15 protein-coding genes are annotated in these 14523 nt (G+C 69.5%); 10 read left to right on the top strand and 5 right to left on the bottom strand.

The window, feature by feature from the left end; translation table 11 throughout:
- Positions 1-83: 83 nt before the first annotated feature.
- Positions 84-848, bottom strand: a complete 765-nt coding sequence (gene cobF / locus ABZ382_RS21365) for a precorrin-6A synthase (deacetylating) (RefSeq protein ID WP_357091289.1) — start codon at positions 846-848, stop codon at positions 84-86.
- A gap of 20 nt (positions 849-868) precedes the next feature.
- On the opposite strand from cobF, the gene ABZ382_RS21360 reads away from it, so the two are divergent.
- From ABZ382_RS21360 to ABZ382_RS21340, 5 genes are all read left to right on the top strand, one after another.
- Positions 869-1675: a thymidylate synthase gene (locus ABZ382_RS21360; RefSeq protein WP_357091287.1), complete on the top strand. Its 807-nt coding sequence runs from the start codon at positions 869-871 to the stop codon at positions 1673-1675.
- Positions 1672-2184: a dihydrofolate reductase gene (locus tag ABZ382_RS21355; protein ID WP_357091286.1), complete on the top strand. Its 513-nt coding sequence runs from the start codon at positions 1672-1674 to the stop codon at positions 2182-2184. The genes ABZ382_RS21360 and ABZ382_RS21355 overlap by 4 nt, the downstream gene beginning before the upstream one ends.
- A gap of 105 nt (positions 2185-2289) precedes the next feature.
- Positions 2290-2616: a cupin domain-containing protein gene (locus ABZ382_RS21350; protein WP_357091284.1), complete on the top strand. Its 327-nt coding sequence runs from the start codon at positions 2290-2292 to the stop codon at positions 2614-2616.
- Positions 2617-2701: 85 nt separating this feature from the next.
- Positions 2702-3706: a Dyp-type peroxidase gene (locus tag ABZ382_RS21345; RefSeq protein ID WP_357091282.1), complete on the top strand. Its 1005-nt coding sequence runs from the start codon at positions 2702-2704 to the stop codon at positions 3704-3706.
- Between the two features lie 38 nt (positions 3707-3744).
- Complete coding sequence (locus tag ABZ382_RS21340; protein ID WP_357091280.1) at positions 3745-4542, top strand: family 1 encapsulin nanocompartment shell protein; 798 nt, start codon at positions 3745-3747, stop codon at positions 4540-4542.
- On the opposite strand, the gene ABZ382_RS21335 is transcribed toward ABZ382_RS21340, so the two are convergent.
- Positions 4543-5529 carry a DJ-1/PfpI family protein gene (locus ABZ382_RS21335; protein WP_357091278.1) on the bottom strand — a complete coding sequence of 329 codons (987 nt, stop codon included), beginning with the start codon at positions 5527-5529 and terminating at the stop codon, positions 4543-4545.
- Positions 5530-5666: 137 nt separating this feature from the next.
- Between ABZ382_RS21335 and ABZ382_RS21330 the strand changes: the two genes are divergently transcribed.
- Positions 5667-6257 (top strand): isochorismatase family protein, encoded by a 591-nt coding sequence (locus ABZ382_RS21330; RefSeq protein WP_357091276.1) that lies wholly within the window; start codon positions 5667-5669, stop codon positions 6255-6257.
- A 7-nt stretch (positions 6258-6264) separates the two neighbouring features.
- Here ABZ382_RS21330 and ABZ382_RS21325 read toward each other — a convergent pair whose 3' ends face one another.
- A complete protein-coding gene (locus tag ABZ382_RS21325; protein WP_357091275.1) occupies positions 6265-7632 on the bottom strand; it encodes a serine hydrolase domain-containing protein in 1368 nt (455 codons plus the stop codon).
- Positions 7633-7790: 158 nt separating this feature from the next.
- On the opposite strand from ABZ382_RS21325, the gene ABZ382_RS21320 reads away from it, so the two are divergent.
- Entirely contained in the window at positions 7791-8315 is a 525-nt protein-coding gene (locus ABZ382_RS21320) for a hypothetical protein (protein WP_357091273.1), read from the top strand.
- 42 nt (positions 8316-8357) lie between these two features.
- The gene (locus tag ABZ382_RS21315; protein WP_357091271.1) at positions 8358-8753 is read left to right on the top strand and encodes an NUDIX domain-containing protein; all 396 of its coding nucleotides are present in this window, start codon (positions 8358-8360) and stop codon (positions 8751-8753) included.
- Between the two features lie 63 nt (positions 8754-8816).
- On the opposite strand, the gene ABZ382_RS21310 is transcribed toward ABZ382_RS21315, so the two are convergent.
- Positions 8817-10484, bottom strand: a complete 1668-nt coding sequence (locus tag ABZ382_RS21310) for an MFS transporter (RefSeq protein WP_357091269.1) — start codon at positions 10482-10484, stop codon at positions 8817-8819.
- Between the two features lie 173 nt (positions 10485-10657).
- On the opposite strand from ABZ382_RS21310, the gene ABZ382_RS21305 reads away from it, so the two are divergent.
- Entirely contained in the window at positions 10658-12070 is a 1413-nt protein-coding gene (locus tag ABZ382_RS21305; RefSeq protein ID WP_357091371.1) for a TerD family protein, read from the top strand.
- A gap of 10 nt (positions 12071-12080) precedes the next feature.
- Here the strand turns inward: ABZ382_RS21305 and ABZ382_RS21300 are convergent, their stop codons facing one another.
- The gene (locus tag ABZ382_RS21300) at positions 12081-12770 is read right to left on the bottom strand and encodes a helix-turn-helix domain-containing protein (RefSeq protein ID WP_357091268.1); all 690 of its coding nucleotides are present in this window, start codon (positions 12768-12770) and stop codon (positions 12081-12083) included.
- A 185-nt stretch (positions 12771-12955) separates the two neighbouring features.
- On the opposite strand from ABZ382_RS21300, the gene ABZ382_RS21295 reads away from it, so the two are divergent.
- The gene (locus ABZ382_RS21295) at positions 12956-14512 is read left to right on the top strand and encodes an amino acid permease (RefSeq protein WP_357091265.1); all 1557 of its coding nucleotides are present in this window, start codon (positions 12956-12958) and stop codon (positions 14510-14512) included.
- Positions 14513-14523: the final 11 nt, after the last annotated feature.

The following is a 14523-nucleotide window of genomic DNA, read 5'->3' as shown; positions in this document are numbered from 1 at the left end:
CCCAGGCTGTGACCCCCGCTACACCGTCGCCCCGACTATTGACGCTTCGCCAGTAAGAGTCAATAGCCGCGCGCCGGATCCCGTCAGAGGGAGCGGCGCAGGAGGTAGATGTCCATGATCCAGCCCTTGGCCTCCCGGAGGGCGGCGCGGCGGCGGGTGATGCGGGATTCGACGACGCGCAGCGGGCCTTCGATGACGACCTCGTCGGGCATGCCGAGGTAGGCGCCCCACCAGATGTAGATGTCGTCGCCGGGCAGCTGGGTGAACGAGCATTCGCCGTCGAGCATGACCAGGGTGGATTGGCCGTCGGCCAACCCTTCGTCGCGAAGCCGGCGGCCGGTGGTGATGTGGAGGGGTTCGCCGATCTCGTGCAGGACGGTCCGGTGGGCCGCGGCGAGGGCCTGCACGCTGGTGATGCCGGGGATGACCTCATAGTCGAATTGGATGCGGCCGCGGTCGAGGACGCGTTCGACGATGCGCAGGGTGCTGTCGTAGAGGGACGGGTCGCCCCAGACGAGAATGCCGCCGACGCCCTCGGTTCCGGCGAAGGCCCGTTCCAGGAGTTCGGCGCGCGCCTCGTGCCAGTCGGCGACCACGCCCTGGTAGGCGGCGTCGGCGCCACGCGCGGGCACGCTGCGATCGCGCGGCGGGTCGGTGATCTCCACGACCGTGTGCCGATGCTGGACGTGTTCGGCCAGGATCGCCGCGCGCACGTCGGTGAGCTCCTGTTTCTCGGCCCCCTTGCCGATCAGGAAGAACACGTCCACCTGGCGCATCGCCTTGACGGCCTGCACCGTCACCTGGTCCGGGTCCCCCGCCCCGATTCCGATCACAAACAACTTTCGCACGGTGCGTAAGCTTGCCAGGCGTGGAGAGCGCCCGAGATACCCAGTACGAGGACCTGCTCCGACTGGTGCTGGAGTCCGGCACCCCGAAGGCGGATCGCACCGGCACCGGCACCCGCAGCATCTTCGGACATCAGCTGCGCTACGACCTGTCGCAGGGCTTTCCGCTGATCACCACCAAGAAGGTGCATCTCAAGTCGATCGTCTACGAGTTGCTGTGGTTCCTGCGCGGCGATTCCAATGTGAGCTGGCTGCGCGAGCACGGCGTCACCATCTGGGACGAATGGGCCGACAAGCAGGGCGAATTGGGCCCGGTCTACGGCGTGCAGTGGCGGTCGTGGCCGAGCCCGGACGGCACCCACATCGATCAGATCTCGCAGGTGCTGCAGACGCTGCGCACCGACCCGGACTCGCGCCGCATCATCGTGTCGGCCTGGAACGTGGCCGAGCTGGACAAGATGGCCCTGGCCCCCTGCCACGCCTTCTTCCAGTTCTATGTGGCCGACGGCAAGCTGTCGTGCCAGCTGTATCAGCGCAGCGCGGACCTGTTCCTGGGCGTGCCGTTCAATATCGCCAGCTACGCGCTGCTGACCCTGATGGTGGCGCAGCAGACCGAACTGCAGCCCGGCGAGTTCATCTGGACCGGCGGCGACGTCCACATCTACGACAATCACGTGGAGCAGGTGCGGGAGCAGCTGACCCGTGAGCCGTACCCGTTCCCGAAGCTACACCTGCGTCCCGCCCCCTCGTTGTTCGACTACGCCTACGAGGACGTGGAAATCGAGGGCTACCAGCATCATCCGGCCATCAAGGCGCCGGTGGCGGTGTGAGCAGAACCGTCGGCCTGATCTGGGCGCAGACGACGCGGGGAATCATCGGGCGGGACAATACGATTCCGTGGCGGGTGCCCGAGGATATGACGCATTTCAAGGACGTCACCTTCGGTCATCCGGTGGTGATGGGCCGCAAGACCTGGGATTCACTGCCCGTGCGTTTCCGCCCGTTGGACGGCCGCCGCAATATCGTCGTGACCCGGCAGCCGGAGTGGGCGGTGGACGGCGCGGAGCGCGCGGGTTCGCTGGCCGAGGCGCTGGAGATGACCGGCGACAAATCGGTGTGGATCATGGGCGGCGGTGAGATCTACCGCGCGGCAATGCCTTTCGCGACGGAGCTGATGGTCACCGAGATCGACGCGGATATCGACGGCGACACCGTCGCCCCGGCGATCGACCGGCAGTGGCGGGCCGAGGCGGCCGATTGGCGGGAGTCGTCGTCGGGTCTGCGCTATCGATTCCGGCGTTATACGCGCCCTCGCAAGCCCGGAGTGACGGGGCGATAACGCGCGTATTCCTCCTCCGGCAATTCCTGCACACACCGCGTCGAAACCGCCGAGCGCCCCGGGTGTGTCCGGCATACTCAGCGATACTCCGGCGAAAGGCAGTCCATGGACAAGAAGTCGCTGACCGCGGTTGCTCGCCAGCAGCTGAAGCTGGCCGCCACGGCGTCGAGCGGGCGTAGTTCGTCGACCATCTACGGCGGCCACGCGCATTCGCTGCGGCAGACGGTGATCGCGTTGACGGCCGGACAGACGTTGGCCGAGCACGAGAATCCGGGCGAGGCGACGCTCATGGTGATCAGCGGGGTGCTGGTGTTGATCAGTGGCGCCAACGAGTGGAAGGGCTCGGCGGGCGATCTGATTGTGATCCCGAACGCGCGGCACAGTGTGAAAGCCATCGATGACGTGGCGTTTCTGCTGACCGTGGCCAAGTAGCCCACCGGGGCGTTCGCGCGGCGCGAACCCGACCCGGACGTACCGGACGGTTCGATGGTCGGCGGCAGGGCCTAGGCTGGTGCCCATGGGTGAGCCACAGCCGATCCTCGACCCGCTCACGCCGGCAGCCATCTTCCTCGTCGTCACCATCGACGAGGGTGGCGAGGCGGTGGCGCGGGATTTGCTCGCAGATCTGCCCGGGTTGCGCCGTTCGGTCGGTTTCCGGGTGCCCGGTTCCGGCCTCGCGTGCATCGCCAGCATCGGGTCCGCCGCCTGGGACCGCTTGTTCGCGGGGCCGAAACCCGCACAGCTGCACGAGTTTCCGGGCTACCAGGGCGAGCAGCACCAGGCCCCGGTCACGCCGGGCGACCTGCTGTTCCACATCAAGGCCGAAACCCAGGACGCCTGTTTCGAATTGGCGATGAAGATCGCCGAGCGGCTGTCCGGGGCGGGCACGATCGTGGATCAGACGGTGGGGTTCCGCTATTTCGAGCAGCGCGATCTGCTCGGCTTCGTGGACGGCACCGAGAATCCGGAGGGTCAGCTGGCCGTCACCGCCGCACTGGTGGGTGACGAGGATCCCGAATTCGCCGGTGGCAGTTACGTGACCGTGCAGAAATACCTGCACGACCTGGATTCGTGGAAGTCGCTCTCGACGACCGAGCAGGAAAAGGTCATCGGGCGAACCAAACTCGACGACTACGAACTCGACGCCGCCGAACAGCCCGCGAATTCCCATGTGGCCGTGAACGATCAGGACGTCAGCGGCAATATCGTGCGCGCCAACATGCCGTTCGGCTCGGTCCAGGACGGTGAGTTCGGCACCTACTACATCGCCTACGCCGACGATCCGGCCGTGACCGAGACCATGCTGACCCGCATGTTCCTGGGCAGCCCGGACGCCGCCTACGACCGCATCCTGGATTTCTCCACCGCCGTCACCGGTACCTCGTTCTTCACCCCGCCCGCCGCGTTCTTCGACGCGCTGCCCGACGCGCCCGCCCCGGCGGCGGTCGCGGCCGCGCCGGAATCCAATGGCGCGGGCGGCGGAAACGGATCGCTGGGAATCGGGACGCTGCGAAATCGTTGAGTAGCTACGAAATCGTCGAACCGACAAGGAGCTGACGTATGAACAACCTGCATCGCGAACTGGCGCCGATCACCTCGGAGGCCTGGAAGGCCATCGAGGAGGAGGCGACGCGAACCTTCAAGCGGCACATCGCCGGTCGCCGCGTGGTCGATCTGTCCGGACCGCACGGGGTCGACTACTCCGCGGTCGGCACGGGCCGCACCACGGCGATCGAATCCCCGGGCGAGGGGGTGCAGGCGCGGCAGCGCGCGGTGGTGCCGCTGGTCGAATTGCGGGTGCCGTTCACGCTTTCCCGCACCGAGCTCGACAATGTGGAACGCGGAGCGCAGGACGCCGACCTGGATCCGGTGAAGGCGGCCGCCAAGAAGATCGCGTTCGCGGAGGACCGTGCGATCTTCGAGGGCTATCCGGCGGCGGAGATCCAGGGCATCCGGGCCGCCACCTCGTGCGAGCCGGTGAAGCTGCCCGGTGACGCGCGCCTGGCCCCCGAAGCGGTGGCGCAGGCGTTGAGCAAGCTGCGGCTGGCCGGTGTGGACGGTCCGTATTCGGTGCTGCTGTCCGCGGACCTGTACACCGCGGTCAGCGAGACCTCCGATCACGGTCACCCGATCCGCACGCACATCGAGCGGCTCATCGACGGCGAGATCATCTGGGCGCCGGCTATCGACGGCGCGTTCGTCCTGTCCACGCGCGGTGGTGATTTCGATCTGCAGCTGGGCCAGGACCTGTCGATCGGCTATCTCTCCCACGACGCGGAGACGGTGCAGCTGTACTTCCAGGAGAGCCTGACGTTCCTGGTGTACACCGCCGAGGCGGCGGTCCCGCTCGAAGCGTGATCAGGTGATGCGGAAGCGGTTTCGATACTCCGTCGGCGTCGTGTCCAGCGTGCGCCGGAAGGCCCGGGTGAGGGTGTCGGTGGTGTTGAAACCGCTCAGCGTCGCCACCCGTTCCAGGGTGTGATCGGTCGTCTCGAGCTGGTTGCGCGCGAATTCCACCCGCGCGGACTCGATGTAGGCGGCCGGGGTGGCGCCGAGGTCGGTCTTGAAGATGCGGGTCAGCTGCCGTTCGCTGACGTGCGCCTGGGCGGCGAGGTCGGCGACGGTGAGCTGGTCGCCGAGGTGGCGGGTGATGTAATGCCGCAGGTCATCGATGCGCCGCGTGGTCGAGACGGGTTCGAGTGACACGCTGAACTGGCTCTGCCCGCTGGGCCTTTTCAGGAACATGACCAGCTGCCGCGCCACCCGCAGTGCGAGGGCGTCGCCGAAGTCGTCGGCGACCAGGGCGAGCGCCAGGTCGAGGCAGGCGGTGAGTCCCGCTCCGGTCCAGACGTTCTCGTCGCGGATGAAGATCGGGTCGGCGTCGACCTGGACGGCCGGATGCTCGGCGGCGAGCTGGGTGGCGGTGGACCAGTGCGTGGTGGCGCGGCGGCCGTCCAGGAGTCCGGCGTCGGCGAGGATGTGCGCGCCCACGCACACCGAGGCGACCCGCCGGGTCTGTCCGGCGAGTCTGCGCACCCACTCGACCACGGCCGGGTCGCTGAGCGCCCGCACCCGCCCGTCCGCGTCCACCTCGACGGCGCCGGGCACGACCAGGGTGTCGATGCCGCGGTCGCCGATCTCGGCGAAGGTGATGTCGGGCAGCACCCGCACACCCGCGGAGGTGGTCACCGGGTCGAGGGTCTCCGCGGCGAGCGTGACGCGATATCCGGTCTCCCCGTTCATCTCTCGCCGCAGCAGCGCGAAGACCTCGGGCGGCCCGGTCACGTCGAGCAGGTCGACGCGGTCGAACAGCACGATGACCACGAATCGTTCGATGGTGCCCACGGTCCTCCGTCCGCCCGATCCGGCAATGTCCGGATTTGCAGGTTACATGACATTTCCGACACGCCCGCGGGCTCATAGCGTGGACGACGTCCCCCGCACCAGGCGGACCGGACCACGACCCGACCGGAGGAATTCCCATGTCCGCCCAGACCCTGCGCGACCTCAACGGCTTCGATCAGACCCCCGCCACCCTGGCCGAGGCCACCGTGATCCTGGTCGACTACCAGAACACCTACACCCGCGGCGTGATGGAGCTGACCGGCTGGGAGCCCGCCCTCGACGCCGCCGCCGACCTGCTGGCCCGAGCCCGGGCCGCCGGTGCCTCGGTCATCCACATCGTGAACGACGGCGGCCCGGGAACGCCCTACGACATCACCGACGAGATCGGCCGCATCCATCCCCGGGTGGCCCCGATCGACGGCGAACCCGTTGTGGTGAAGACGGTTCCGAACGCCTTCGTCGGCACCGACCTGGCCGCGCACGTGGACGCGGCGGGCCACCAGGATGTCGTGATCGCCGGTTTCATGACCCACATGTGCGTCACCTTCACCACCGAGGGCGCGTTCCTGCGCGGCAATCACCCCACGGTCGTGGCCGACGCGTCCGCCACCCGTCCCCTGCGGTCGGCCGCCGGCGAGGTCGGCGCCGCCCAGCTGCACGAGAGCGCGCTCGCCACCATCGCCGACCTCTACGGCGTCGTGGTCGCCTCCGGCTCCGAGCTGAACTGATCGCGGGTCAGGGCTGGCGGGGCATCGCGCGACTGGTGTGAAGGTAGCGCGTCGCGGCGGTTCCGTCGCCGTTGATCAGGCCGTAGACGGTGTGGCGGCCGCGGATCGGGTGGGCGGCGATGAGGGCGTCGGGGCGCAGGTGCAGCACTTCGATGCGGTCGGGGACCGCGACCAGGGCGGCCTCGGTGGTGAGGGGTTTGGTGGAGAGCCAGGCGCGGCCGTCGGGGTCGACGTCGATGGCGTGCTCGTACATGGCGGAGCGGTAGCGGCCGCTGACGCGGGCGGCGTCGACCGGTTCGGGGCGGGCCGGGGGCACCGGGCGGGCGGGCAGCCGGATGCCGGCGTGTTCCCACAGCAGGTCCTCGACCAGGTCCCGGTAGAGCGCGAATGCGCTTCCGCCATTGGCCAGCAAGGCGATCGCGACGCCGGAGCCGGGCGCGATGCGCAGGAAGGCGTTCTGGCCGAGGGTGCTGCCGTCGTGCCCGAACAGCCCGGTGGCGGCGTCGAACAGCTGCCAGCCCAGTCCCCAGTGGGTGCCGTAGCCGATGTCGGGCACCTCGATGTGGGGCCGGGTCATGTCCCGGACCGCGGATTCGGGGAGCAGGGCGGTCCCGTCCGGGGCGCGTCCGCCGGACAGGTGCAGCCGGGCGAACCCCAGCAGGTCGCGCGCGGACATGGCCAGCCGCGCTCCGGCCGGGGCATTGGAGGCCGGGAGCGCCCACACCGGCGCGGGCACCGGGCCGGTGCCGGGCTCGAATCCGGTGTGCCCGACCGCGGCCCGGAACAGGATGGCCTCGTCGGCGTCGGTGGCCACCCGGGTCAGCCCGAGCGGGGTCACCAGCCTTTCCCGCAGCAGCGTGTCGAAGGGCTTGCCGCGCAACACTTCCAGGATGCGGCCGAGCAGCACGTACCCGCTGTTGCAATAGGAGAACATGGCGCCGGGCCGGTGCACCTGTCCGGCGTCGGCGATGGCGGGCACGAAGTTGGCGACCGCGTCCGCGCCGCGCCCGGTGTCGAGGAACAGGTCGCCGTCGATGCCGGAGGTATGGCCGAGCAGCTGCCGGACCGTGATGGCGGCGGCCGCGTCCTCGTCGCGCACCCGGAATTCGGGCAGGTAGCGCCGCACCGGGGCGTCGAGGTCGAGCAGGTCCTCGGCGACGGCCTGCATGATCAGGGTCGCGGTCCACGGCTTGGTGATCGAGCCGATCTGGAACACCGAATCCGTGGTCGCCGCAACGCCGGTCGCGGTGTTGAGGACCCCGGCGGCCGCGTCGGTGATCCGGCCGCCGGACAGTACCGCGACCTGCGCGCCGGGCACCCCGTACTCCTCGATCAGGTCGCCCAACCGGCGTTCGAGATCGACGGCTGGCACCATGGGTCGCTCCTTCGGGTAATGCTGACCCACACCGCCGGAGGCGGTAGGAGTGGGCATCGTAGGTTAGGTCGGCGACGGCGCCGGTGTCGAGATCGCCCGGCACCCGGGACCGGGGGCGGGTACGGTGACGCGCAGTCGGTAGCGGGAGGCGATGAGCGATGGTGCGGGCGGGCGTGGTGCCGGGACGCCGGATTGCCGGTTACGCGGTGGCGGGCGTGTTCCTGGTCGCGGTGGTCTGTGCCGGGACCATCGGGGTCTTCGGCCTTAATCGGGTGTTCACGGGGTTGTTCTTCGGGGCGGCCGCCGCCGTGGGGCTGTTGATCCTGCTGTTCGGGCGGGACGGGGTGGAGCTGACCGAGGCGGCGATCGTGCGCCGGACGCCGTGGGGCACGTCGACGGTGGCGTGGGATCGGGTGGTGGCGGCGCGGTTCGCGCTCGACGAGCACGGCCGCTGGACGCTGGCGCTGGACCTGACCGACGGTGACGAGCCGCACCGGGAACTGGTGCTGCTGTCCATCCCGCCGGTGCACCGCCCGGTGGCGAGCGCCTACGACCAGCGCAAGCGCGAGCAGGTCACCGAGATCCGAACCATGTTGCGGCAGCGCCGGATTCCGGTGACCATCCTGCCGGAGATCGCCGAGGCGTTGCAGGAGCACTGGAAGATCGCCCCGCCCACGCGTTGATCGCCGGCGGGCCCGCCTCGGCGCCCGGTTAGGGTGGGTGCCGTGATTCGTACCGCGGCACTGGCGCACATCCGGGACCGCCGCATGCTGCAGACCCGGTCCGACGGCAAGACCGTCTTCTACATGGCGGGCGGCAAGATCGATCCGGGCGAGACCCCGGAGATGGCCCTGCACAGGGAGATTCGCGAGGAGCTCGGGGTAGGCACGGCCGGTGTGAGCGAGCTGGGCGTGTTCGAGGCCGAGGCGTACGGGCACGCACCCGGCACCCGCCTGCACATGACCTGCTTCCTGGGCGAGCTCACCGAGGAGCCGCGCGCCTCGGGCGAGATCGCCGAACTGCGCTGGTTCACCCTCGCCGAGTACGCCGCCATGGACGAGGTCGCTCCCGGTTCGCTGCTGGTCTTCCAGCGCCTTCACGCGCTCGGCCTGATCGACTGATCGGTAACCCGGTGTGACGCAACCGAAGACGTCGACCCGTTCGTCCGGCCCGCGCGGGGACGGTCAGCTGGTCTGATCGTCCCCGGTGCCGTCGGACATGGCCCGCGAGTCGTCGGGCGGCACATTGTCGGCGGTCCCCGTGTAGGGCCGGTTCGGGATGCGGGTGGCCGCGGCCAGGCCCACCAGCAGGAACAGCGCCGCGGCCAGCAGGGTGGTGCGGGTGGAGTCGGTGAAGGCCCGGCTCAGCGCGTCCGCGATGGCCGCGCCGCCCCCGTGCTCGCGCACCCCGGGGATGGCGCCACCCGCGGATTCCCGGGTGGCGGTGGCGAGAGTGTCGGCGACGTTCGGCGGCAGCTCCTTGACCGTCGAGAGGCGGCTCGGCAGATCGTGCGCCAGGGCCGCGGACAGCAGCGCACCGACGACCGCGGTACCGAAGGCCGAACCGACCTGCCGCACCGTGCTCTGGGTGGCCGAGCCCTGACCGGAATTGCGCGGCGGCACATCGGCGAGCACGGTCCCGGTCAGCTGGGCCGACGCCATGCCGAGCCCGATGCCGTACCCGATCAGCAGCACCGCCAGCCACCAGCCCGAGATGTGCGGGGTGACGAACAGCGCGGCCAGGGCCACCGCGACGACCTCGAAGGCGAGGCCCAGCTGCACCACCCGCACCGGCCCGAAGCGCCGCACCAGCCCTTCGGCGATCCCCGCGGCCAGGAACGCGCCGACGGCCATGGCGGCCAGCACGTAGCCCGCGCCGAGAGTGGACAGCCCGAGCACGTTCACCATGAACAGCGGCAGCACGAAGAGCAGGCCGAATTCGCCCAGCGCCACCAGGAACGCGGTGATATTGCCCCACCGGAAGCTGGGGATCTTGAACAGCGCCGGATCCAGCAGCGCGGAACGTCCGATCAGATGGCGGTGCTGTTCCCACTTCACGAACAGGTACAGCGCCAGCACGCCCAGCACCAGCAGCACCGGGATCGGCGAGATGGGCGCGCTGACCGGCCATTTCCATCCGGCGATCGGGAACTCCCGCAGCGGTTTCCACCAGCCGTAGGTCTGACCCTCGATGAGCGCGAACACCAGCAGCGCGAAACCCATTGCGCTGAGCAGGAATCCGTCCACGTCCAGGCCGGGCGCGTTCTTGCCGGTGCGAGTCTCGGGCACGAACAGCACCAGCCCGATCAGCACCACGATGCCCAGCGGGATGTTCACCAGGAAGATCCAGGGCCAGGTGAAGTAGGTGGTGAGCCAACCGCCGAGCAGCGGCCCGATGGCGGCGACGCCGGAGATGACCGAGCCCCACACCGCGAAGGCGATGGCCCGGTCGCGGCCGCGGAACAGCGCGTTGACGGTGGCCAGCGTGCCGGGCATGACGCCCGCCGCGCCGATGCCCTGGATGACGCGGCCGAGGATGAGGGGTCCCGCGCTGTGCGCCCGCGCGGCGAGCAGGCTGCCGACCAGGAAGACGATGACGCCGACGGCGAACATGGTGCGTCGTCCGAGCCGGTCGCCGAGGCGGCCGCTGGTGATCAGCAGCGCGGCCAGCACGACCGCGTAGATGCTGTTGATCCATTGCGCCTGAGTGAAATTCAGCCCGAGCTGGTCGATGAGCACCGGCAGCGAGACCGAGACGATGGTGCCGTCGAGCACCACCATGCCCAGGCCCAGCGCCAGGACGCCGAGGGTGATCCACTTCCTGCGCCCCAGATCGGGCCGAATTTCCGTCATCCGTCGCTCCCGCCGCTGAACAGTCGTCCGTGGACGCCGATGTTCCGGTTAGCTGCCTATGCGCGAAATGTCCGTTGCTCAGTGTAGGCCGAGGTTGTTGGACAGCTGAACATTAGCCGGTCGGAAAGGGGAAACGATGCATGCCGGAATCGGATAACTTGGAAATCGTGTCGATGATGAAGGGTTCCAACGTTCCGGTGGCGGCCTCAGAGGTTCGGATCGAACTGGGCTGGGAATCGGGACCCGGGGTCCCCGACGCCGACGCCTCCGCGCTGCTGCTGGCCGGTGGGCGGGTCCGTTCGGACGCCGATTTCGTGTTCTACAACCAGCCCGCGCACGCCTCCGGCGCCGTGCACCACCGAGGCAAGCAGCCCGGACCCGTGGTGGTCGACGCGCTGTCGGTGGATCTGCCGCGGGTGGAGCCGCAGATCGACAGCATCGTGCTGGCCGCCTCCGCGGACGGCGGCACCTTCGCCCAATTCCGGGGGCTGCACGTGCGTTTGATGGATGCCCGCGGGGTAGAACTGGCCCGGTTCGACAGCGCCGACGCCACCTCCGAGACCGCGTTCGTGCTGGGTGAGCTGTACCGCCGCGACGGTGGCTGGAAATTCCGCGCGGTCGGTCAGGGCTACGCCTCCGGACTCGCCGGACTCGCAACCGATTACGGCATCACCGTCGACGACGCGCCCGCCCCGCAGCCGATTCCGCCGCAGCCGGTCGCTCCCCCGCAGCAGTTCACGCCGCCTCCGCCGCAGTTCACGCCGCCGCCCGCGCCACAGCAGTTCGCGCCGCCATCACCGCCGCAGCAATTCGCTCCCCCGCCCGCGCCGCAGCAGTTCGCTCCTCCGCCCGCGCCGCAGCAGTTCGCACCCCCACCGCCGCCGCAGCAATTCGCGCCCGCGCCACCGCCACAGCAGTTCGCTCCCGCGCCGCCGCCCGCGCCCGCGCCGCGGGTGAATCTGGCCAAGATCTCGCTGACCAAGGAGGCCCCCGCGGTCTCGCTGACCAAGGCGGGCGCGACCGGCGGCATCATGCGGGTCAACCTGAACTGGTCGGTCCCGAGTTCGGGCGGCCTGTTCGGCCGCAAGCGCGCGCAGGGCGGTCTGGATCTGGATCTGTGCGCCTTCTGGGAGCTGACGGACGGTTCCCGCGGCTGTGTCAGCGCGCTGGACACGTTCGGCAATCTCACCAAGCCGCCGTTCATCGCGCTGGATCAGGACGACCGCACCGGGAACAGCGCCACGGGCGAGAACCTGTCCATCAATCTGGACCAGACCGCGGCCTTCCGCCGCGTCCTGGTGTTCGCCTCGATCTACGAGGGCGCCCAGGATTTCCGCGGCGTGCACGCCACCGCGACCCTGTTCCCGCGCGACGCCCCGCCGATCGAGATGGAAGTGGGCGGCTGCCAGGACGATTCGCGCGAGATGGTGCTGGCGCTGATCGAGAACGTCGGCGGCGAGCTGGTGGTGCGCCGCGAGGGCCGGTTCATCCGCCCGCCGGAGGGCCGCAAGTTCTGGGGCAAGATGGCGGTCGATCAGGCCTACGGCTGGGGCCTGAAATGGGGCACCTCGAAGGGCAAGTCCTGAGCCGTCCGGCTCAGTTCGACGGCGCCCGGTGTACCGCCGGGCGCAGTTCACGCGCCAATTCGAGGGCGGCGAGCCGGTTCTCGGCGAGCGGACCGGTCCAGCAGAGCAGGCGCAGGATGGCGTCGGGAATGAGCTGTTCGGCGTACTCGGGCGCCGCGCCGTCGTCGGAGCGCATATTGATGACCGATTCGACCAGCCGGAAGGGCAGTCGTTCGGCTCCTGCGACCGCGCCGGTCCCCGCTTCGGCGATGACGGCGGCGGCCAGGGTCTCGTAGTGGCCGCGCAGTTCGTCGCGGCGTTCCCGGAAGCGGGCGAAGCGTTCGCTGCGCAGCTCGGGTAGGAGGTACAGCGCGCCGAGGTTCCAGCGGCTGGCGCACAGCTGGCTGACGTCGAACCAGGCCAGCGCGTAGAGCCGGACGGCGGCGGGTTCGGGGCGTTCGGCGAGGGTGCCCGCCAATTCCAGTGGCGCGGTGACCGTTTCGGCGAGCAGCGCGTCGAGGATGTCGTCCTTGGCGGCGAAGTGGTGGTACAGCGAGGCCTGCCGGATGCCGACGGCGTCGGCCACCGCCCGGGTGGAGGTGTTGCCGTACCCGTGGCTGGTGAACAATTCGGCGGCGGCGTCGAGGATTTCGGCACGCGGCGTCTGGCCCGCGCGCCGGCGCGGTTCGAGGCGGGGCCGGCCGGGTCCGAGTTGGGTCACCTTGTCATTCTGTCCTACCGCCTCCGTCACCTGGCAGGTGAGGTTCCTGTCACTTGATAGAAATACCGGCAATGCAGAAGTTACGGCGGGCCACGCACCTGATACATCGGCGTCACCGGAGCGGCGATCGCGAATGGAAACCTTTCAATCGATAGATATTCGCCCTCGGGAAAGACTCACCGCCCATGGTTGCCTCCGCCGAAGCCCTCACCCCGGGCTCCCTGACCGGTCCCGATACCAGCGCCGACAGCACCGATCTGGCGCGTTTCGGCTATCAGCCGGTGCTGCACCGCAAGCTCGGCCGCTACGCCTCCTTCGCGGCCGGCTTCTCCTTCGTCTCCATCCTCACCACGATCTTCCAGTTCTTCGGCTTCGGGTACTCCTTCGGGGGCGCGGCCTTCTTCTGGACCTGGCCGATCGTCTTCGCCGGCCAGTTCCTGGTGGCGTTGAACTTCGCGGAACTGGCCGCCCGCTACCCGATCTCGGGCTGCATCTATCAGTGGTCGCGCCGCCTGGCCGGGGAGGTGGTGGGCTGGTTCGCGGGCTGGATGATGATCATCGCCCAGATCGTGACCGCCGCGGCCGCCGCCATCGCGTTGCAGGTGGTGCTGCCGACCATCTGGTCCGGCTTCCAGCTGATCGGCACCGACACCGCTCTCACCTCCCGCGACGGGGCCTCGAACGCGGTGCTGCTGGGCAGCGCGCTGCTGGCGCTCACCACGCTGATCAATGTGATCGGCATCGACTGGATGGCGCGGATCAACTCGCTCGGCGTCACCATCGAGATCATCGGCGTGCTCGCGGTGATCGCCGTCTTCTTCACCCACACCGATCGCGGGCCGGGCGTGGTCACCCACACCGATCAGGCGGCGGCCGGACCCTATTGGGCCGCGTTCCTGGCCTCGGGGCTGATGGCCGCCTACGTGATGGTCGGATTCGACTCCGCCGGTGAGCTTTCCGAGGAGACCAAGAACCCGCGCCAGGTCGCGCCGCGCACCATCCTGTCCGCGCTGGCGGTGTCGGCGCTGGGCGGCGGGCTCATCCTGCTGGGCGCGCTGATGGCCGCCCCGAGCCTGTCCGACGGCTCGCTGGCGAGCGGCGGCCTGGCGTACGTGATCGAGGCCAAGCTGGACACCACGCCCGGCAAGGTGGTGCTGGCGTGCGTGGCCTGCGCGATCACGGTGTGCACCTTGGCGATCCAGACGGCCGGCTCGCGACTGCTGTTCTCCATGGCCCGCGACGAGCGGCTGCCGTTCTCCAAGCAGCTGGCGACCGTGCACCCCCGCTTCGGAACCCCGGTCTGGCCCGCGGTGGCGATCGGCGTGCTCGGCATCGGCCTGCTGCTGCTGAACCTGGGCAACGCGGCCATCTTCGCGACCCTGGCCAGTGTCTGCATCGTCATGCTCTACATCGCCTACCTGCTGGTCACGGTGCCGCTGCTGGTACGCCGGATCAAGGGCTGGCCCGCCGACGTGGCCGGTGACGCCGCGGACACCAAGCTCTTCGCACTGGGCCGCCACGGCATCGCGATCAACGCGCTGGCCGTCGTCTGGGGCGTCGCCATGGCGGTGAACCTGGCCTGGCCGCGCAGCGCCGTCTACACCCCGAACGGCGGCGGCTGGTGGATGCTCTGGGCCGCACCGCTGTTCGTCCTGGTCACGCTGGCGGTGGGGGCGGTGGTGCACCGGCTGGTGACGCCCGCTCGCGGCCCCGTCGCCGAGACCGTCGCCCAAATCGCCTGAACGGAGTAGCA

This window comes from Nocardia sp. NPDC005825, from assembly GCF_040630175.1.
Taxonomy (GTDB): domain Bacteria; phylum Actinomycetota; class Actinomycetes; order Mycobacteriales; family Mycobacteriaceae; genus Nocardia.
Note: the sequence above shows the minus strand (reverse complement) of the source record. Positions and strands in the feature narration are given on the sequence as shown.

Coding starts and splice junctions, on each gene's coding strand:
- ABZ382_RS21325 (WP_357091275.1), bottom strand. CDS start 7,632: ATGGTGCCAGCCGTCGATCTCGAACGCCGGTTGGGCGACCTGATCGAG.
- ABZ382_RS21340 (WP_357091280.1), top strand. CDS start 3,745: ATGAACAACCTGCATCGCGAACTGGCGCCGATCACCTCGGAGGCCTGG.
- ABZ382_RS21305 (WP_357091371.1), top strand. CDS start 10,658: ATGATGAAGGGTTCCAACGTTCCGGTGGCGGCCTCAGAGGTTCGGATC.
- ABZ382_RS21320 (WP_357091273.1), top strand. CDS start 7,791: ATGGTGCGGGCGGGCGTGGTGCCGGGACGCCGGATTGCCGGTTACGCG.
- ABZ382_RS21310 (WP_357091269.1), bottom strand. CDS start 10,484: ATGACGGAAATTCGGCCCGATCTGGGGCGCAGGAAGTGGATCACCCTC.
- ABZ382_RS21345 (WP_357091282.1), top strand. CDS start 2,702: ATGGGTGAGCCACAGCCGATCCTCGACCCGCTCACGCCGGCAGCCATC.
- ABZ382_RS21295 (WP_357091265.1), top strand. CDS start 12,956: ATGGTTGCCTCCGCCGAAGCCCTCACCCCGGGCTCCCTGACCGGTCCC.
- ABZ382_RS21350 (WP_357091284.1), top strand. CDS start 2,290: ATGGACAAGAAGTCGCTGACCGCGGTTGCTCGCCAGCAGCTGAAGCTG.
- ABZ382_RS21330 (WP_357091276.1), top strand. CDS start 5,667: ATGTCCGCCCAGACCCTGCGCGACCTCAACGGCTTCGATCAGACCCCC.